The following is a 19,885-nucleotide window of genomic DNA, read 5'->3' on the forward strand; positions in this document are numbered from 1 at the left end:
TCAGGCTCCCGCCGCCGTGCCGGCTGTCGCGTACCGGTTGGCGGGCCGTTCCAGCCCGTAGTGCTCGCGCAGCGTGGTGCCCTCGTACTCGGCGCGGAACAGGCCGCGCTCGCGCAGCACCGGCACCACGTGGGTGGTGAACTGCTCCAGCCCGGACGGCAGCGCGGCCGGCATGATGTTGAACCCGTCGGCGGCCTCGGCGTCGTACCAGTCCTGGAGGGTGTCGGCGACCTGCTCCGGGGTGCCCGCGAAGGTGCGGTGACCGCGGCCGCCGCCGAGCCGGCCGATGAGCTGGCGGACCGTGAGCCGTTCGCGCCGCGCGAGCCCCACGACGAGCGTGTAGCGGCTCTTGGCGCCCTCGATCTCGTCCTCGTCGGGCAGGTCGGCCGGCAGCTCGCGGTCCAGCGGGAGGTCCTCGGGCGCCAGCCGCAGCGTGCGGGCGAGCTGCCGCCGCGCGTACTCGGGGAGGATCAGCTCGTCGAGCTCACGCTCCTTGGCGCGGGCCTCGGCCTCGGTCGCGCCGATCACCGGCACGATGCCGGGCAGGACGCGGACGCCGTCGGCGTCCCGGCCTGCCGCGACGGCGCGCGCCTTGAGGTCCCGGTAGAACGCCTGGGCGTCGCCGAGCGTCTGGTGGGCGGTGAAGACGGCCTCCGCGTACCGGGCCGCCAGGTCCTTGCCGTCCTGCGACGACCCGGCCTGCACGATCAGCGGCCGGCCCTGCGGCGACCGCGGGACGTTGAGCGCCCCGGCGACCGAGAAGTACCGGCCCACGTGCTGCGGCGGGTGGATCTTGGCGTTGTCGGCCCAGACGCCCGCCGCCTTGTCGGCGACGATGGCGTCGTCCTCCCACGAGTCCCAGAGCTTGAGGGCCACCTCCAGGAACTCCGCCGCGCGCGCGTAGCGCTCGGCGTGCGCGGGCTGGTCGTCCAGCCCGAAGTTCCGGGCGATGTCCGGGCCGGCGGTCGTGACCACGTTCCAGCCCACGCGGCCCGCGGACACGTGGTCGATCGACGCGAACCGCCGCGCCAGGTTGTAGGGCGAGTTGTAGGTGGTCGACGCCGTCGCGACGAGCCCGATCCGCTCGGTGGCCGCCGCGAGGGCGGTGAGCACGATGAGCGGGTCGAGCGTGCCCGACGGGCGCCGTCCGACGTCGCCCTGCAGCCCCGGCCCGTCGGCGAAGAAGATCGAGTCGAGCCGTCCCGCCTCGGCGATCTGCGCGAGCCGGCGCAGGTGGGCGATGTCGTGGCCGGTGGCGTCGGGTCCGGTCTCCGGGAGGCGCCAGGACGCCTCGTGGTGGCCGCTGCTCATGAGGAACGCGTTGAGGTGGAGCCGTCCGGGGCGGTGGTTCGCGGTCATGGGGTGTCCTCTCGGTCCAGGCCGAGCGCGCCGAGCAGCTCGGCACGCAGGGTGCGGTGCGGTCCCTGGTCGACGTCGTCGGCCGGGGCGGTGTGCGGAGCAGTGCGCGGGCCGGCGGGCGGGGTGCGGCGCTCCAGCACGATCCGTCCCTGGTCGAGGACGACCACGCGGTCGGCCAGCACGATCGCCTCGTCGACGTCGTGGGTGACCATCAGCACCGTGGGCCGGTGCCGCCGCAGCAGGTCGCGCAGCAGGTCGTGCATGCGCAGCCGGGTCAGGGCGTCCAGCGCGCCGAACGGCTCGTCGGCGAGCAGGAGCTCCGGGCTGCGGGCCAGTGACCTCGCCAGCGACACGCGCTGCTGCTCACCACCGGACAGCTCGTTCGGCCAGGCCCGCTCGCGCCCGGCGAGCCCCACCTCGGCCAGCGCCGCGCGGCCGGCGTCGCGGGCCCGGGCCGGCGGGGCCTCGTGGCCGAGCACGACGTTGTCGAGCACCCGTGCCCAGGGCAGCAGCCGCGAGTCCTGGAAGACGACGGAGACGTTGCGGGGCACCTGGACGTCGCCCGATCCCTGGACGTCGTGGTCGAGCCCGGCGAGCGCCCGCAGCAGCGTGCTCTTGCCGGACCCGGACCGGCCGAGGATCGCGACGAACTCACCCTCGGCGATCTCCAGGTCGAGCCCGTCGAGCACACCGGCGGGCGTCCCGTAGGTCCGTACCAGGTCGCGCACGACGACGGCGGGGTGCCTCGCCCCGGTGGGCCGCCCGGCCACGGTCGCGCTCAGTCCTCCAGCGTGCGTCGCCATGTCAGCGCCCTCCTCTGCAGCAGGCGGACGCTCCAGTCCGCGGTGTAGCCCAGGACGCCGTAGACCACGAGGCCCACGACGATGACCTCGGTCTGCCCGTAGGTGCGCGCGAGCTCCATCATGTAGCCGATGCCGGCGGTGCCGTTGACCTGCTCGACCACGACGAGCGCGAGCAGCGAGCCCGTCACCGCGAAGCGCAGCCCGAGCAGGAAGCCGGGCAGCGCGCCGGGCAGGACGACGTGCGTGATGAACTGCCGGCGCCCCAGGCGGAGGGTCTCGGCGAGCTCGACGTACCGCTTGTCGATGGACCGCAGCCCGTTGTGGGTGTGGATGTAGACGGGGATGAACACGCCGAGCGCGATCGTGATGACCTTCATCTCCTCGCCGATGCCGAACCACAGGATGAGCAGCGGCAGCAGGGCCAGGTTCGGGACGGCTCGCTTGACCTGGATCGGACCGTCCAGCAGCGCCTCACCGGCGCGGCTCAGGCCGGAGACCAGCGCCAGGACGACGCCCGCCAGCACTCCCCAGAGCAGGCCCTGCGCGGCCCGGGCCAGCGAGACGCCGAGGTTCTCCAGCAGGTTGCCGTCGACCGCGAGGCCGACGCCGGTGGTCACGACCGTCCACGGGGCCGACAGCACCCGCGGGTCGACCAGACCGGTGGCCGAGCCGACGGCCCAGACCACCAGGAGCAGTGCGACGCCTGACCCCGCGGCCAGGGGGACCGGCGTGCGCAGGCCGAGCCGGCGGACCTGCGGGCGGACGTCGGACGCCGGCTCGCCCGCCGCACGTGGCACGGTGGCCCGGCCGGCCTGGACCACGGCGGTCATGACGCGCTCCAGGCCTGCTCGGCGGACTCCCCGGCGACGGGTCCGAACCGCTCGTCGAAGAGATCGGCGGCCCGTAGCTCCGGCCGGTCGAGCTCGGCGGCGAGCAGGTCGATCGTGTCCTGGGTGCGCTCGATGCCAGCCGTGAGGTCGGACGGCACCTCGGGCCGTGCCGCCGTGTCCATGAGGTACTGGGCGTCGTCCTCGGTCAGCCCCTGGTCCTCGACGTAGTACTGCTCCTTCCAGATGTCGGGGTGCTCGTAGATCCAGACCCGCGCCTGGGCCCACGCGGCGACGTACTGGCGCAGCGCGGCCGCCTTGGCGGGGTCGCGCACCACGTCGGTGGGGCCGTAGAGGTGGCTGGGGTCGTCCCGCAGGCCGTGGCGCAGGGACGTCGCGCCGTCGGCGGCGTACTTGTCGAGGTAGCGCAGCAGGGCGGTGCCGCCGACCGGGGCCACGTCGATCTCGCCCGCGGCCAGCGCGGTGGGATACACGTCGCCGGTGGACGGCAGCTCCACCAGCTCGACGTCGTCCTGGTCGAGGCCGGCCGACCGCAGGGCCTTCAGCACGAGCGCGCCCTGGGCCTGCCCGGGGCTGAACGCGATGCGCCTGCCGCGCAGGTCCGACAGGTCGTCGAGCTCGACACCGGGAGCGCCGGCGAGCTCGTAGACGGGGTGATCCGCCCAGTCCTCCCGGTACTGGGAGGCGTAGATCTGCACGTCGAGACCGGTCCAGGCCGCGTGGACCGGCGGGATCTCGGCGACCGAGCCGATGTCGAGGACACCCGCGTTGAACGCCTCGACCGTCTGCGGGCCGCCGGAGATGTTGGCCCACTCGATCTCGAAGTCGAAGTCCGAGTCGATCTCGTCGCCGGCCAGCTCGAACGCCTTCTGCGTCGTCGGGTCGCCGATCGCGAGCGTGGTGCCCGGGGGGACCTCGGTGGGCAGCTCGGCGTCGAGGGAGAGGGTTCCGGCGGCGTCGTCGTCCGCCTGCGCGCCGACGGCGCAGCCCGAGGCGAGCAGCACCAGGGCCGCCACGGTGGCGGTCACGGTGGCGGTGAGGGCGCCCCGGCTCGTGGCCGAGGCACCGGGGTGGTGGGGTATCGGGGCGTGCGATCGCTGGCGTGGTGCGGTCATGGCGAGCTCCTCGCGTCGTGGCCGGTTCTCCTGGCGAGGGCGAGGTATAGGCGCGAGCGCCCGACCTGACCAGAGCCTGGGCGATTGCTCTCACTATTCGGACATCGGCTGCGCAGGGCCGGGTGGTGGACCACGCCTCCCGCGGTCGCCGCCCGCCGGCGCCGACCGGTCCGCGGCGGCCGATAACCTACGCACATGCGAACGTCGGCGGCACCCGCACGCCGGCCGCTGGTCGGCCGCGAGACGGAGCGACGACGGCTCGACGAGCTGATCGACGCGGCGGGAGCCGGGCGGGGCGGACCCTCGTGCTGCGCGGCGAGGCAGGCATCGGCAAGAGCGCCCTGCTCGAGCACGCCGGCCGGACGGCCGCGGGATCTCGCGTGCTCCAGGTCTCCGGGGTGCAGCACGAGGCCGGGCTGCCCTTCGCCGCGCTGCACCAGCTCTGCCACCCCCTGCTCGGCCACCTGTCCGAGCTGCCCGCGCCGCACCGCGAAGCGCTCGCGGGCGCCTTCGGCCTCGGCACGGCGCCGCCGGACCCGTTCCACGTCGGCCTGGCCGCGCTCGGCCTCCTGTCGGCCGCCGCCGGCCGGCAGCCCCTGCTGTGCCTGGTCGACGACGCCCAGTGGCTCGACGCGGACTCCTCCCGCGCGCTCACGTTCGTCGCACGGAGGATCTCCGCCGAGCCCGTCGCGCTCGTCCTCGCGGTACGCCTGCCCGAGGAGCCGACCGAGCTGGGCGCGCTGCCCGGCCTCGACGTCGGCCCGCTCGGTGACGCCGACGCGACGGCTCTGCTCACGACGCAGAGCCACGAGGTGCTCGACGAACGCGTCCGTGACCGGCTCCTGGTCGAGGCCCGCGGCAACCCGCTCGCACTCCTCACGCTGCCGCGTGCCGGCGGGTTCGCACCGCCCGACGGCGCCACCGCCCGCAGCCGCGTCGAACGGAGCTACGCGGCATCGTTCGCCCGCCTCCCGGACGACGCCCGGATGCTCCTGACGATCGCCGCGGCCGACCCGACCGGTGACCCCGCGCTGCTGTGGCCCGCCGCCGAGGCCCACGGCCTCGACGTCGAGACCGCCGCCGACGCCGCTGCCGCCACCGGGCTGGTCGAGATCGGCACCCGCGTCCGCTTTCACCACCCCCTGGCCCGCGCCGTCGCCTACGACACGGCAGAGCCGGCCCGACGACGGCTGGCACACCGCCTCCTCGCCGACGTCACCGACGCCGGCACCGACCCGGACCGCCACGCCTGGCACGGAGCGCAGGCGGCCGTGGCACCCGACGCCGGGCTCGCCGCCGCCCTGGAACGTTCCGCCTCCCGGGCGCGGACCCGGGGCGGCGTCGCGGCTACCGCTGCGTTCCTCGAGCGAGCGGCCGAGCTGACCCCGGAACCCGGCCCCCGCACCGTCCGCACGCTGGCCGCGGTGGCGGCACAGCTCGACGCGGGTGCACCGGACCGCGCCGCGGAGCTGCTGGGCACCATCGACGACCGCCACCTGGACGAGTCCCGACGCGCCGAGACAGACCTGCTGCGCGGCCGGATCGCGCTCGCCCGCGTGGGCGACGGGGACGGGACCGCACACATGCTGCGCGCCGCCACCCGTCTCGCGGCCGTCGACCCCGCACGGTCGCGCGCGAGCTACCTGGACGCCCTGGAGACGAGCCTGCTCGTCGGCCGGGCCGGCGGGGCGACCGACCGGGTGCTGCGCGCCGCGCAGGCGACGTCGGCACCGGCCCGGCACCCCGACGTGCTGGACGCCCTGACCGTCCTGGCCCGGGAGGGCCACCGGGCCGCCGTCCCGCTGCTGCGCGAGGCGCTCGACGGTGCCGACGGGGCGCTCTGGACCCGGCACCCGGCGCTCGCGGTCGTGCTCGCCTCCGAGCTGTGGGACCCGGGGCTGCACACCACGATCGTCGAGTGGCTCCTGAAGAACGGCCGCACGTCCGGGGCGCCCCTCGTCCTGCGGCTCGGCCTCGCCCAGGCGGCCTCCGGGGCCGCCCTGGCCGGTGACCTGGACCGGGCGGCCTCCGCGATCGCCGAGGAGGAGGCGATCGCGGACGCGACCGGCGGCCCCCCGGTCATCTACCACCGGGTGCAGCTCGCCGCGATGCGCGGGCGCCGGGAGGAGGCGCTGCGGCTCTTCGAGGAGGTGACGGCGGTGGCCGGCGTCGGCGGACAGCTGGTCGCCAACGTCCACTGGGCGAGCGCGGTGCTGCACAACGGGCTGGCCGACTACCGCACGGCACTGGCACAGGCGCGACGTGCGGTCGAGCTCGACGACCTCTTCATCGCCGGGTTCTCCCTGCCCGAGCTGGTGGAGGCGGCGGTCCGGTGCGGGGAGCAGGACACTGCCGCCGGCGCGCTGGACGACCTGACCGACCGGACCGAGGCCAGCGGGACGACCACGGGGCTGGGCGTGGCCGCCTATGCCCGGGGCCTGGTCACCGGGACGGAGGAGCACTACCGGCAGGCCGTCGACCTCCTCGCCGACAGCCCGCTGCTCCCGTACCGGGCCAGGGCCCACCTGCTCTACGGCGAGTGGCTGCGCCGGGCGGGACGCCGGCGCGACTGCCGCCCGCACCTGCGCTCCGCGCACGAGCTGTTCGCGCAGGCCGGGATCGAGGCCTTCGCCCGGCGCGCCGCGGGCGAGCTGCGGGCCACCGGCGAGCAGGCACGGACGCGGTCGGGACACGTCCGCGACGCGCTCACCGCGCAGGAGCTGCACATCGCCCGCCTGGTGGCGACCGGAGCGACGTCGGGCGAGGTGGCCGCCCGGCTGTACATCAGCCCTCGCACGGTCGAGGCGCACCTGCGCAACATCTTCCGCAAGCTCGGCATCTCCTCGCGCCGCCAGCTGCGCGAGCACGTCGAGCCGGGCCCCGGCACCTCACCCGACGCGCCGGGCGAGGCCCTACCTACGTAGTTCTCACCGACGCGACCACCCGCGCCGACGCGGGAAGTTCCTCCCATGGAACGACGTACTGTCCTCAAGATCATCGGCCTCGGCCTCGGCGGCGCGCTCGTCGCCGGCGGTGGCGGCCTGGGCGTCTACTACGCGGCCGCGCGGCGGGACACGGTGGGGAAGGTCGACTTCGCGACCCCGCTGCGGATCCCGCCCCTGGCCGAGCCCTCGACCGGGACGTCGGGCGCGGTGCGCTTCGCGCTCGACGTCCAGGCGGGCCGGACGCAGCTCAAGGCAGGGACGCCCACCCGGACCTGGGGCGTCAACGGCACCTACCTCGCCCCGACGATCCGTGCCCGCCGAGGTCAGGCCGTCGAGCTGGCCGTGCACAACGGCCTGGAGGAGGCCACCTCGCTGCACTGGCACGGCATGCACCTGCCCGCCGCCATGGACGGCGGCCCGCACCAGCCGGTCGCGGCGGGCGGGACGTGGACGCCGCGGTGGACCGTGGACCAGCGGGCGGCCACGCTCTGGTACCACCCGCACGTGCACGGCTCGACCGCCGACCACACCTATCGGGGCCTGAGCGGCATGTTCATCGTCGACGACCCGGTCGGCGAGGGAGCCGAGGCGCTGAACCTGCCGGCCACCTACGGCGTCGACGACGTGCCCATGATCGTCCAGGACCGGGCGTTCGACGGCGACAACCAGTTCGTCGAACGGCTGCCGCTGGCCGGATCGCTCGGGGTGATCGGCGACGAGATCCTCGTCAACGGCACGCTCGGCCCCTTCTTCGACGTCACGACGCGGCTCGTGCGGCTGCGGCTGCTCAACGCCTCCAACGCGCGGCTGTACCACTTCGGCTTCTCCGACGGCCGCCGCTTCGCGCTGGTCGGCACCGACGGCGGGCTGCTGGCCGAACCGTGGGAGACCGACCGGCTGCACCTCTCGCCCGGCGAGCGCGCGGAGATCGTCGTGGAGTTCGCGCCCGGCGAGACCGTCGACCTGCGCTCCTACCCGTCGCCGGACCTCGGCGGCACGTCCGGGCGGCTCGACGGCTTCGCCGACCGGCTGGACATCTGCCGGTTCCGCGCCGCGGACGACCTCGCCGACGAGACGGTGCTGCCCGCGACGCTCGGCGAGGCGCCGGACCTGGACGGCGTCGCCGCGACGGCCGAGCGCTCCTTCGTGCTGGCCTCGGACCAGATCAACGGCCGGTCCATGGCGATGGACCGGATCGACTTCGGCGTCCAGGTGGGCACCGTCGAGGTGTGGGAGGTGACCAACGACAACGGCTACGTCCACAACTTCCACGTGCACGACGTGCAGTTCCAGGTGCTCACCGTCGACGGCGCCGTCCCGCCGCCCCACCTGCGGGGCTGGAAGGACACGGTCCTGCTGGTGCCGGGCAGCAGGTACCGGCTGGCGATGCGGTTCAGCGACCACACCGACCCGAACGTGCCGTACATGTACCACTGCCATCTGCTGCAGCACGAGGACGACGGGATGATGGGCCAGTTCGTGGTGCTCGACGAGGGTCAGGACATCGGTGCCGTGCCCGGCGGGCACGACCACACCTGACCGGACCGGGGTGCTGACGTCGCTCGCCTCGACGACAAGACGCCCTCACCGTGTGGAAGGGTGAGGGCGTCTCGATCCGCTGTCTCATTCGGATCCCGCCGGCGCGCGAGCGCCGGAAGCATGAACGGCATCCTACCCGGGTGCGGACGGGATCGTGCGCACGACGGCCCGGATCGCGACGACGGAGGCGCAGACGGCCAGCCCGCCGACGACGGCCGCGAGCGCCGTCGGCTCCCCGTAGAGCCCCGGCTGGGGCGGCGTGGTCAGCTCCGCGACCAGCCAGCTCACCAGGTCCGCCGTCGCGACGGCGCCCCAGAGCGGCACGAGGATCCGGGGGTGCCGGGCGAGCCCGGCGGCCACGCCGAGGAAGACCGGGAGCGCCACGGGGAGCAGGTAGCGCGGGTACGCGCCCCCGCTGGCGGCCGTGTACAGCACCTGCACCGACACCGAGACGGCCACGGCGGCCCAGGGGAGCAGCGTGACGAGCAGCCGGTCCACGGGCCGCTCGACGTGGGCGGCGCCGGCGGGCACAGGGTGGGCGGGCACGGCGCCGTCGACCTCCGGGAGGACGGCCCGCGGGGCCGGTGCGGTGCGGCCGGCGAGCGCCCCGCCCCGGAGCCGCCGCAGCACCGGGGCCACGTGGGGCAGCAGCGCGATGACCAGCGGGGTCCACAGGAGCAGCAGCGTGGTGAGCGTGAGGGTCGTCGCCGAGTAGGGCGTGGCCGGGGGCACGCGGCCGGCCCACCAGAAGAGGTCGGGCAGCCGCGCCCAGATGACCGGGTCGAGCACCACCTCCCACACGGGCCGCACCTCCCGGACCTGGTTGGCCAGTGCCCAGTCGAAGTGCGACCCCTGGATGTTCCCGGTCAGGGCCAGGTTGCGCGCGTAGAACCAGCCCGCGGCGGCCAGCACCGTGGCCGGGGCGCCGACGGCGAGGCCCACGACCGGGGCCCACCGTCCGCGGCCCTGGGCGGCCCGGACCGACCCCGCCAGCACGACGAACGCCGTGATCACCGTCGCGATGATCGCGGCCGACAGCCGGGACAGCGAGCAGGCCGCGGCCAGCAGGCACAGCAGGACGACGAGCCGCGTACCGGGCCCGCGCCGGATCGCCGTCGCGCCCACCCCGAACATGGTGGTCACGCAGAGGGCGGCGACCAGGTCGTTGAAGGCGTTCCCGCCCGCGTGCGCGACCGCGGCCGCCAGGGCGGCCACCAGGGCCACCAGCCGGGGCAGCATGCTTCCGGGGTGGCAGATCCGGCCCGCGCTCCACCAGGCCACGAGCACGAACAGTCCCGCCAGCACCGTGTTCACGGCCCGCGCGGCGTAGACCGCCGCCACGGGGTGCCCGGCGTCGGCCAGGGGACCGACGAGCGGTGCGACGAGCACGTAGTAGAGCGGCGGGTGCTGAGCCGTCCACTGGACGGGGGCCAGGCGGGCGCCGTCGGGCCGCAGCTCCAGCCCCTCCTCGAAGACGGGCAGCTCGCCGTGCCACACCTGGTAGGCGTAGTCCGTGTGCGGGGGCTCGTCCCCGGTGACGTAGGGCGGGTCGGTGAGCAGCACGGTGCCCGAGAGCAGCAGCGCCGCGAGGACGGCGGCGCCGACCGCCGCGCGGCGCGGGTCTGCGAGGAACCGTGCGAGAGCGCCGGTCACGGGACCTTGACCAGGCCGGCCTCGGCGATGGTGCGCACCCGCTCGCGGCCGTGCCGGGTGAGCAGGAGCACGGCCACCAGGGCCGCGACGGTGAGCGCGCCGCCCACGACGGCCAGGTAGGCCCCGTGCAGCGAGGAGTCCAGCGGCGCCACGAGACCGGCGAGCACGCAGACGGCGACGAGCGCGGCCGTGCCCGCACGCCCCAGCCGGAGTGCCGCGAGGAACGGCACGAGCCAGAGCAGGTACCACAGGTGCACCACGGGGCTGAGCAGGAGCGTGGCGCCCACGAGCACGGCGGCGCCACGCACCGCGCCCGGTGGGTCACCGGTAGGCCGACGCAGCACCGTCCAGCCGGCCAGCGCGACGAGCGCGACCATCGCGAGCGTCCGGACCAGGTCCCGGAACGCGGTCGGCTGCAGGCCGGTCCCGAGCGTCGCGGACGCCCAGTCCAGCACCCTTCCCACCTGCGTGGGCGCCGAGAGCAGCGTGTCGATGCTCGCGGGCACGCCGAGCGCGTCGACCCAGCCGACGCCGAGGCCCCACAGCAGGCCGGTGCCCACCAGGGCACCCACCGAGACCGCCGCGACGAGCGCCGTGCGGCGCAGCCGGTCCACGAGGAGGGCTCCGGCCGGGAGCGAGACCAGGACGACGAGCACACAGATCAGCCCGCCGGGCAGCTTCACGGCCGCGGCCAGGCCCCCGAGCACGGCACCGGCCACCCACCCGCGCTCGACGGCGGCCACGAGCGCCGCGGCCATCAGGCCCACCATGAGCAGGTCGTTGTGCAGCCCGCCGACGCCGTTCGCGACCATCAGCGGCGAGGCGAGCACGACGGCGGAGGCGAGCGCGGGGCCGGCACCGGTCCACGCGGCCATCCGCGGCACGGCCCAGGCCAGCAGGACCAGGCCGATCAGGGCGACCATCCGGTGGCCCACCACGAGCGCCCACGGGTTGCCGGTGAGACCGGCGCCGAGGTCACCGAAGATCAGCGGCAGCGGGCCGTAGGGTGCGGGCGTGGCCATCCAGCGGGGGTCCACGGCCTCGACGATCGGGCCGGTCAGCACCCCCGGGCCGTGCTCGTACGGCGACACCCCGACCTGGACCAGCATCCCCTGCGCGGCGTACGACCAGCCGTCGCGGGAGAAGAGCGGGGGAGCGGGCAGCAGCGGCACGGACCACAGCAGCGCGGCCCGCCGGACCAGGCCGAGGGCGACGTCCTGGGCCGCTCCGTCACCGGCGCCGGCGACGGAGCGGCACAGGGCCAGCCAGGCGTGGGCGAGCAGGCCGAGCCCGACCAGGACGACGGCCAGCCCCACCATCCGCCCGGCGGTGTGCTCACGCAGGACGGCGAGCTGCTCGCCGCCCAGGATCGGTACGGACCGCGGCAGCGGGGAGACCACCAGTCCGCCGAGCAGGACCAGCACGCTTCCGAGGACGCCACGGGTCAGCACGCTCGAGAACCTAGGGGCGCAGGGGTACGGGCCGTCGACCAGTACGAGAACGTCATGACAACGTGGGGTGTCCGCTCCGCGAACAGGTTTCGTGGCGGAGACCGGGGTTTTGCTGTGGCCGGTGACGGTGGCCGCCGATAATGGGACCGTGTCCGTGGTGATCGTGGGAGGAAGCCCTTCCCCGGTCGATGTCGAGGGAGATGCATGATGGGTGTCGTCGCGGCAGCGAGTGCGGGTGGAGAGGTGCCCGAGTCCTTGAACCTGGACTTCTCGGCGTTCGGTCACGAGGGCGGGTTCACGCGGCCCTTTCGCCTCCGGGTGATCGACGCGTTGACGCGCCTGCAGGTGGAACGCTCCAGGGTGGTGGGCGCGATGGAACGGGGCCAGCGCGTCGCCGCACGGTACTTCGGGCGCGGTGCGCAGGAGATCAACGTGGCGATGGCCAAGGCGGCGGGGACCTGGCGCGTCCTGGAGTCGATCCGGAGCTCCGGCACGGTCGAGCAGCTCTCGGTCAGCCTGCCGAACAACACCTACCACATGGAGCGCGGCCTGCGGATGACCAGCGTGTGGCACCGTCTGGGCCTCGATGCCGACGTCCGCCTCATGCTGGCCGGTGAGGATCCCTCGGCGTACTTCTTCAGCTACGCACCGGTCCCGCTGAAGATCATCGACCGGCGCAGCGTGCTCCTCGACGGGCCGAACGTCGGCGGCGAGATGACCGTGATCGAGGTCGAGGACCCGGCGTGCCTGGCGGCGGCCCGGGGGTACTGGGACGCGGTGGTGAGCGGCATGTACCCCTGCGACGGCGAGACCGCGGCTCTGGCGGACCTGACCGTGCGGCAGCGTCGCGTCATCGCGCTGATGCTGACCAGCTCCTCGGACGAGGAGATCTCCCGGAAGCTCGGGGTGAGCGTGCGGACCGTGCGCACGGAGATCGCCCTGGTCCTGAGCATGCTGGAGGCACCCAACCGGTTCGTGGCCGGGGTGCGCCTGCGCGAGCGCCTGGGTATCGGGCCGCTCGGCGGCTGACGGCGCACCGCGGCGGGACGCGGGGCCCGGCGAAACTTCACCCGGTCGGCCGCGCCGTCGTCCCGGTTCGTGGCGCGCGCGTTGCAGGTTGCTGCAACGCACCGCCCGTCGCCCCGTGCATCCTCTGCTCCGGCGATGCGTGGGCATCGTGCCTGCTCGGACGTGTCCGCAGCGGGTTCCCCGGGACCGAGGAAGAGAATGAGACCGAAGATCCCCGCGCGCGGGCCGGGTGCTGGTGTCGCGCACCGGTTGAGGAAGACGTTCAGGACGGCGACGGTGGTGGCGTCCGCGCTCGCGCTGGCCGTGACGGCCGCGGCGCCGGCGGGCGCGGTCGTCGGCGCCGATGCGGACCACGGGTTCGCCGTCCGGCTGGAGATCGGGACCGGTGACAGCGCCCGGGCCTGCAGCGGTGCGCTGGTCTCACCGGGCTGGGTGCTGACGGCCGCGAGCTGCTTCGAGGCGACGCCGGGCGCCGGCGACCCGCCGTCGGGCAAGCCGGCGCAGCCGGTGACGGCGACCGTCGGACGTGCGGACCTGACCACGACGGCCGGCGCCGTCCGCGCGGTGGTCGAGCTGGTGCCGCACGAGTCCCGTGACCTGATGATGGCCCGGCTGGAGACGCCCGTGGCGGGCGTCACGCCCGTGACCCTCGGCGTGACGGCGCCCGCGGCGGGCAACACGTTCACCGCGCTCGGCTACGGGCGCACGGCCACCGAGTGGGCGCCGCTGCACCTGAAGTCCGGGCAGTTCGCCGTCGACTCCGTGACCGGCGGCGACGTCGCGCTGACCGGGCAGGCCGGTGCCGCGGTCTGTGCTGGGGACGCCGGCGGCCCGGTGCTGCGCACCGTGTCCGGGGAGACATCGCTGGTCGCTGTGAGCACCCGGTCCTGGCAGGCCGGGTGCTTCGGCGCGGACCCCGCCGAGACGCGGACCGGGGCCGTGGCCACGATGGTCACCGACGTGCGTGCCTGGGCCCTGGACCTGGTGGCGAACCACTACCCGGTCACGTGGTCGGCCGCGCACAGCACCTCCACGGTCCACCAGAACAACTCCTCGGTCGCCGTCTCGCACAACGGCACCTGGACGGCGGTGGTGTGGACAGGCGACGACGGCGCCGACCCGGCCGACGACCTGCACGCCCGGGTCTGGCTGAAGGTCTACCAGAACGGCGTCACCAAGTTCACGAAGGCCGTCACGGTCTACGACCAGCCGACGAACTGGAGGTTCCGGCACCCCGACGTCGGCATCCGGAACGACGGCACGGCGATCGTGGCGTTCATGGCCGACTACGACGGGGACGGGACGTCCGAGGCGCGGGTGAAGTCGTTCGACTCCGCCGGCACCCAGAACGGCGACCAGGACGTCAACTCCGCCATGACTCGGCAGATGATCACGCCGCGGATCGCCATCGACCCCGACGGGCTCGGCTTCGCCGTCGCCTACGAGTACGGCTACTACGGGTCCACGGACAGCAACACGGTGCGCGTGGCCTACTTCAACAGCGTGGGCTCCGGCATGGCCTGGGACAAGCAGGTCAGCACCAACGGCAGCAGCCGCAACCCCGACGTCGCCATGGGCGCGAACGGCAACGCGATCGTCGCCTGGGACCGGGACTACTACGTCAACGGCGACGTGGACGTGGCCGTGCGTGGCTTCTCCCCGAGCGGGGCCGAGGTGCTGCCCGGCTACGTGGTCAGCACGAACCGGACGGGCGTGCAGCGGGACGTGAGCATCGCGGCCAACTACGACGGGCACTTTGCCGTGGCCTGGCACACCAACGAGAACGGGTCCGACCAGGTGGCGTTCCGGTCGTTCACCGCGGGCGGTACGCCGGGGCCGGTCACGCTGTCGTCGCTCCGCGCGGCACAGCCGAGGGTGGGCGTCGACGGCCAGCGCCGTGTGGTCCTGGCGATGCGTGCCAGCGGCGACGTGCTCGTCCAGGGCTTCACCGCGGACGGCGCGACCGCCAGCACGCTCCCGGCGATGACGGCGACGCCCAGCGCTGACAGCAGCTTCTACGTCAACCCGGAGATCGCCGTCGGCGCCACCGGGAAGGTCACGCTGACGTACAGCAAGACCGTCACCAGCACCGGATTCAAGAACATCCAGGTCGGCACCGGCCTGGCCAGCGGGCGCTGGTAGGCCTACCCCAGACCCCGGGTGGTGCGGCGTGACCCAGCCTCCGCCGCACCACCCGGACCCAAAACTCTTTGACCTGCCTCTTTGACCTGCAAGGAGAGACGAATGAACGTCACGATGAACCGGTCCGTGCCGCGGGCCGCGCTCGGGATGCTGGCCGCCGCCGCGGTGGCGGCCGGAGCCCTGTTCGCCTTCTCGGTGAACGCCGACGCCACCCAGACGGGGATCGCGGCCGAGGATCTGCCGCCGTCCGCGGTGGAGGACTTCAGCTATCCGGCCGCCGTGCAGGCGGAGGTGGCGCAGTACGGGATCGAGCTGATCCGTGGTGACGGCCACATCGTCTACCTCGGCGACTGCACCGGGCGAACGGACGCGAACCTCCGGCTCCAGGGCCGGGGCTTCCCGGACTACGACGGCGACGGCGCCGGCGACTACATCTGCTTCCGGGTCGACGGCCCGACCGGATACCTCAAGGTCAACGTCCCTGCGACGAACGGTATCCGCACCGGCAACTTCGACGCCCAGGTCACGATGACGCAGGACGGCGAGACCCATACCTACGACGCCGCGCCCAACGGCTGGACTCCCATCGGCGAGACCGCCGAACACGACGGGCTCGACTACACCCTCGTCGAGATCCGCATCTGACCACGCCGACAGAAAGGAATCACCATGCCTCCTGTGCACTGGACCAGACGTCAGGTGCTGACCACGATGGCCGGCGCGGCCTTCATCCCTCTTCTCCCAGCGGGACTGACGTGCGCAGCCACGCCCGCCGTCGCCCTGACGGGGTCGTCCGACATCCCTGAGGGAGCCGGCCTGCCGGACACGGACCGCGGCCGTGTCGTCTGGGCTTACAAGACCGGTGGCCGGGCCGTCCGGGACGCCGCGGCGTCCGTCCTGACCGGCAGCGACGCCGACGTCACGACATTCCTCACCACGGGTCTGGCCGCCGCGACGGCGGAGGACAACCGCGCGGCGCTCCTCGACTCCGTCGCGTTCTCCGGTCGGTCGGTCCGGGCGGCGGTCAGCGCTGCGCTCGACGGCGGGGACGCCGCGGTGGCCAGCTTCCTGGCGGGCGGCTTCAGCGGCGCGGTGCAGGAGGACTACCGCGCCGAGGTGCTGTCGATGCACAGCACGGGAGGCACCGCCGTGCGCCGGGCTGCCCAGGCGGCCCTGGACGACGGCACCACCGCGGCGCTGCGCGCGTTCGTCGAAGACGGCCAGTACGACGCGCAAGACGAGGACGACCGGGCCGAGGTGCTCAGCATCCTGAGCACCGCCACGCCCCACGTCGCCGAGTACGCGCAGCGGGCGCTCGACGACGCCGACCCGGACGCCATCACGTGGTTCCTGGTCACCGGCCAGTACATCGCCAGGGCCCGGGACGAGGAAGCGGCGACCATCGAACAGCTCCTCACGATCGTGCAGAACGAGAGCCGGCGCGCGAACCGCAACGCCGACGACGCCGTGCTCCAGTCCGAGCGGGCCGTGGACGCCGCGGCCCGGACCAAGGCGGCGGCGCTCGAGGCGAAGGCAGAGGCGGAGGCGGCGGGCGACGATGTCGCTCGTGCGGCCCGTGCGGCGAAGCGTGCCGCACGAGCGGCCAACGGTGCGGCGAAGGCAGCCACCACCGCGATCGACGCGTCCCGGGTGGCGCAGTCGGCGGCACACCGCGCGACGCGTGCCGCCCAGGCGGCGGCGTCCGCCGCAGGAGCGGCGAGTCGCGCTGCCGCCCGCGCCTACAGCACGTCCATCGCGGCGTCCAAGGACGCCGCGAACGCCGGCGCGGCACGTCAGGCGGCGGAGGCGGCCCGTGACGCCGCGGTCCTCGCCGACTCGGCCGCCGGCGCGGCCGACGCGGCCGCCACCGCCTCGTGGAACGCGTCCGCCGCGGGCAATGCCGCGGCGTCGGCGGCGGTCAACGCGGCCGAGTCGGCGTTGGCCGCGTCAGCTGCGGCTGACGCGGCAGGGGTCGCGCAGAGCGAGGCGGCCGAGGCACGTCGCCAGGCGGCGAAGGCTGACGCGGCGGCCGAACGAGCGACGAGCGCGGCACAGATCTCGACGGCCCTCGCAGGCAAGGCGGCCCAGGCCGCGGAGTCGGCCCGGGACGCTGCCCGGGGCGCTGCGACGCACGCGCGAAACGCGGCAGCGGCGGCTGACGAGGCGGCGGACCATGCCGGCGAGGCGATCGAGTACGCCAAACGGTCGGATACGGCGGCGCAGGCGGCTCGTGACGCCGCGACGGCGGCCCAGACCGCGCTCGGCCAGGCCGTCACGGTGGCAGCCGACGCGGCGCAGGCGGAGCTCGACCGCCTGGCGGACGATGCTGCGCAGGCCATTCAGTGGGCACAGGCGGACGCGGAGGAGGAGGCGACCCGGATCGCCCGGGCCAGCCATGACCGCACCCAGGCAGCACTGCAGTCCGAGGAGCTGCGGGCCTTGATCGGCCAGGCGGAGTCCGCCCACGCGGACGGGGACGCCTCGACGGCGCTCGACGCGGGGCGCCGGGCGGCCGTGCTGCTGCTCGACTCACCGAGCACCTGGACCAGGACGGCCGCCGAGCGCATGCTGGCCGGTTCCGACGACGACGCGCTCGTGTGGATCGCTACCGACCGTGTCAGCGCCCTGCGCCTCGACGACCGGGAGACGGCGAAGGCGATCTCCGCCGCGTCGTCCGCGGCCGTCACCCGGGCTGCCGCAGCGGTGCTGGCCGGCGACAGCGAGGACGCGGTGCGCGCGTTCGTCCGGGGCGGTGCGGCCGTAGCGGGCGTGGACGACAACCGGGCGAGCATCTTGGAGATCCTTGCCGAGGATCCGGGTCGTGCCGTGCGGGCCGCCGCCGAGGCGGCTCTGGACGACGGGCGGCCGGCCGTGCTGCAGAACTTCCTGAAGAACGGGCTCTTCGTGGCGCTCAGGGAGGACGAACGGGCGGAGATCCTCGCGCTGCTGGACACCGGCGGGCCCTACACCCAGGGGGCCGCCCAGATCGCGCTCGACGGGACGACCGCCATGCGGCACGCGTTCGTGACGTCCGGGAAGCCCCACATGGCGCGGCTCGACCAGGACCGCGAGGCGCACCGCTCCGCGATCGACGCCATGCTCGCGCGCGCCGCGGTGACCGTGGAGGAAGCTTGGGCGGACGCGGCCCGTGCGTCGGACGCGGCGGCGACGGCGAACGGAGCGGCGGACGAGGCGAGGATGTGGCGGGAGCGTGCGGCGTCCTGGGCGGCGCAGGCCCAGGTGTCTGCCACCAGAGCGCGGTCGCACGCCGATGCCGCCGAGGAGTCGGCGGACGCAGCCCGGCAGTCTGCCGCGTCGGCACGCCAGGCGGCCGCCGTGGCTCAGGAGGCGCGCCGGACCGCGAACTACGCGGTGCGGCAGGCGATGGTGTCGGCGAGCTCGGCCGCCGTGTCGGCGTCCGAAGCGCAGCGTTCGGCGTCCAGCGCCCGGGCGGCCGCGCTCGCCGCGGGCCAGGACGCCGCCGCGGCGGCGACCGCGGCCCAGCAGGCGGCGATCGTCGCGTACGTGCGCAAGCAGCAGGAGGACGCGGTGAAGACCGAGCAGGAGGCGGAGCGGAAGCAGGGCCACGAGGACCTCGTGACCGATCCCCGGGAGGACTTCCAGGACCTCACCTCGGGCGATGCCGTCGTCTACTGTTACGAGGGCCGTGACCCGGACGCGCCTGACTGGTCGGGGACGGGGATCAACTGGGCGCAGATCTGGAGCCACTCCGCCACGATGACGAGCACCGTGAAGACGGCGGTCGACGGGAGCATCTTCGCGAAGACGTGGGGTACCGACAAATACGCGATGCTCGCCTCAGAGACGTTCGGCGCGTTCGTTCTGTTGGAGTCCGGCCTGAACTCGTGGGCGTCCCGGCGGCAGTACGGCAAGGACAGCAAGCAGTACCAGGACGCTCGCGCGTCCTTCGTGGTCGAGGCGTCTTACTACACCAAGGGAAAGATCATCGAGAAGCTGATCAAGAAGACGGTACCGGACGTCGGCCAGGACGTGGTCGAGCGGACGCTGCGGAAGCTGAAGCTGGGCGACGCCATCGGCTCGGGGGCCAGCACCTTCCAGGGCTTCCTGACCTGGTAGGTCCTCAACCCCCGTGCACGTCTCACGCGTCCCCGCCCGCCAGCCGGGCGGGGACGCCTGTCGTCGCGCTGTCCCCGCCCGGCTTGGTCCGCTCCAGCCGTCCGAGCAGCGACACCGCCGTCGAGTGCGACCGCAGGGCCCGCGTGAGCCCGACCTCCCGCTCCGCGTCGACGTCGGCCACGAACAGCAGGAACACGTAGTCGGAGGTCCCGCGCACGGGTCGCGCGACGATGTTCTCCAGGTTGCACCCCAGGTCGGCGAACGGCGCCAGCAGCGCTGCGAGGCTGCCTGGCTCGTTCCGTGCGGGCAGCGCGGCAAAGACGCTGGTCCACCGTTCGGCACCGGGCGTGCGGTCCTCGCGCGCCACCAGGCCGAAGTGCGTGGTGGCGCCCGCACCGTCCTCGACCCGGGTGGCGATGGTCGCCACGGGGTAGAGCTCGGCGCAGACGGGCGCGGCGATCGCGATCTCGCCGGGCGCGAGCGAGGCGCACGCCTCCGCCGTCGACGACGCCGCGCGCGTGGGTACGCCGAGCGACGCGACGTACCCCGCGCACTGTGCCAGCGCGTGCGGGTGCGAGACCACGACCTCGGGGACGACGTCCGCGGACAGCGCGTACGCGTCGAACGTCACCTGGACGAGCGTGTCGGCCACGATCCGGCTCCGTGTGGTGCCCAGGAGCGCGTCCCAGGTGGGCAGCACGACGCCGTTGACGGTGTTGTCCACGGGCACGACGGCACCCTCCAGCGTGCCGTCCTCCACCCGCGCGATCGCCTGGGCCTGAGTCGCCAGCGGTGTCAGGTCGCCACCCGGGCAGAGCTGCCGGGCGGCTGCGTGCGTGAACGTCCCCTCGGGGCCGAGATAGCCGATGGCCACGGGTCCTCCTCGTGTTGTTCCGGATGGGC

13 protein-coding genes are annotated in these 19,885 nt (G+C 74.2%); 6 read left to right on the forward strand and 7 right to left on the reverse strand.

Features of this window, described 5'->3' with window-relative positions; translation table 11 throughout:
- The 4 genes from ACIG47_RS07155 to ACIG47_RS07170 are packed head-to-tail and all read right to left on the reverse strand — an operon-like array spanning position 1 to position 4,125.
- Positions 1 to 1,359, reverse strand: coding sequence for an LLM class flavin-dependent oxidoreductase (locus tag ACIG47_RS07155; protein WP_397430225.1), 1,359 nt, complete (start codon positions 1,357 to 1,359; stop codon positions 1 to 3).
- Positions 1,356 to 2,162: an ABC transporter ATP-binding protein gene (locus ACIG47_RS07160; RefSeq protein WP_397430226.1), complete on the reverse strand. Its 807-nt coding sequence runs from the start codon at positions 2,160 to 2,162 to the stop codon at positions 1,356 to 1,358. Before ACIG47_RS07160 ends, ACIG47_RS07155 begins: the two co-directional genes overlap by 4 nt.
- Positions 2,138 to 2,992, reverse strand: coding sequence for an ABC transporter permease (locus ACIG47_RS07165; protein WP_397430227.1), 855 nt, complete (start codon positions 2,990 to 2,992; stop codon positions 2,138 to 2,140). Before ACIG47_RS07165 ends, ACIG47_RS07160 begins: the two co-directional genes overlap by 25 nt.
- Positions 2,989 to 4,125, reverse strand: coding sequence for an ABC transporter substrate-binding protein (locus ACIG47_RS07170; protein ID WP_397430228.1), 1,137 nt, complete (start codon positions 4,123 to 4,125; stop codon positions 2,989 to 2,991). The genes ACIG47_RS07165 and ACIG47_RS07170 overlap by 4 nt, the downstream gene beginning before the upstream one ends.
- Before the next feature lie 305 nt (positions 4,126 to 4,430).
- On the opposite strand from ACIG47_RS07170, the gene ACIG47_RS07175 reads away from it, so the two are divergent.
- Together ACIG47_RS07175 and ACIG47_RS07180 are read left to right on the forward strand one after the other, a co-directional pair.
- The gene (locus tag ACIG47_RS07175) at positions 4,431 to 7,049 is read left to right on the forward strand and encodes a LuxR C-terminal-related transcriptional regulator (protein ID WP_397430229.1); all 2,619 of its coding nucleotides are present in this window, start codon (positions 4,431 to 4,433) and stop codon (positions 7,047 to 7,049) included.
- 45 nt (positions 7,050 to 7,094) lie between these two features.
- On the forward strand, positions 7,095 to 8,609 hold the full coding sequence (locus ACIG47_RS07180) for a multicopper oxidase family protein (RefSeq protein WP_397430230.1): 1,515 nt from the start codon (positions 7,095 to 7,097) through the stop codon (positions 8,607 to 8,609).
- 132 nt (positions 8,610 to 8,741) lie between these two features.
- Here the strand turns inward: ACIG47_RS07180 and ACIG47_RS07185 are convergent, their stop codons facing one another.
- Positions 8,742 to 10,262, reverse strand: coding sequence for a hypothetical protein (locus ACIG47_RS07185; RefSeq protein WP_397430231.1), 1,521 nt, complete (start codon positions 10,260 to 10,262; stop codon positions 8,742 to 8,744).
- Entirely contained in the window at positions 10,259 to 11,713 is a 1,455-nt protein-coding gene (gene mptB, locus ACIG47_RS07190; protein ID WP_397430232.1) for a polyprenol phosphomannose-dependent alpha 1,6 mannosyltransferase MptB, read from the reverse strand. Before mptB ends, ACIG47_RS07185 begins: the two co-directional genes overlap by 4 nt.
- Before the next feature lie 204 nt (positions 11,714 to 11,917).
- Here mptB and ACIG47_RS07195 point away from each other — a divergent pair, with 204 nt between their 5' ends.
- The 4 genes from ACIG47_RS07195 (at position 11,918) to ACIG47_RS07210 (ending at position 18,982) form a co-directional block, all read left to right on the forward strand.
- On the forward strand, positions 11,918 to 12,742 hold the full coding sequence (locus tag ACIG47_RS07195; protein WP_397430233.1) for a sigma factor-like helix-turn-helix DNA-binding protein: 825 nt from the start codon (positions 11,918 to 11,920) through the stop codon (positions 12,740 to 12,742).
- Positions 12,743 to 12,940: 198 nt separating this feature from the next.
- The gene (locus ACIG47_RS07200) at positions 12,941 to 14,884 is read left to right on the forward strand and encodes a trypsin-like serine protease (protein WP_397430234.1); all 1,944 of its coding nucleotides are present in this window, start codon (positions 12,941 to 12,943) and stop codon (positions 14,882 to 14,884) included.
- A 102-nt stretch (positions 14,885 to 14,986) separates the two neighbouring features.
- A complete protein-coding gene (locus ACIG47_RS07205) occupies positions 14,987 to 15,529 on the forward strand; it encodes a hypothetical protein (RefSeq protein WP_397430235.1) in 543 nt (180 codons plus the stop codon).
- Between the two features lie 24 nt (positions 15,530 to 15,553).
- Positions 15,554 to 18,982 (forward strand): ALF repeat-containing protein, encoded by a 3,429-nt coding sequence (locus ACIG47_RS07210; protein ID WP_397430236.1) that lies wholly within the window; start codon positions 15,554 to 15,556, stop codon positions 18,980 to 18,982.
- Positions 18,983 to 19,004: 22 nt separating this feature from the next.
- Here ACIG47_RS07210 and ACIG47_RS07215 read toward each other — a convergent pair whose 3' ends face one another.
- The gene (locus tag ACIG47_RS07215; RefSeq protein ID WP_397430237.1) at positions 19,005 to 19,856 is read right to left on the reverse strand and encodes a prephenate dehydratase; all 852 of its coding nucleotides are present in this window, start codon (positions 19,854 to 19,856) and stop codon (positions 19,005 to 19,007) included.
- Positions 19,857 to 19,885: the final 29 nt, after the last annotated feature.

Origin of the sequence: Promicromonospora sp. NPDC052451 (assembly GCF_044547525.1) — a bacterium.
In the GTDB taxonomy this organism is placed as follows: domain Bacteria; phylum Actinomycetota; class Actinomycetes; order Actinomycetales; family Cellulomonadaceae; genus Promicromonospora.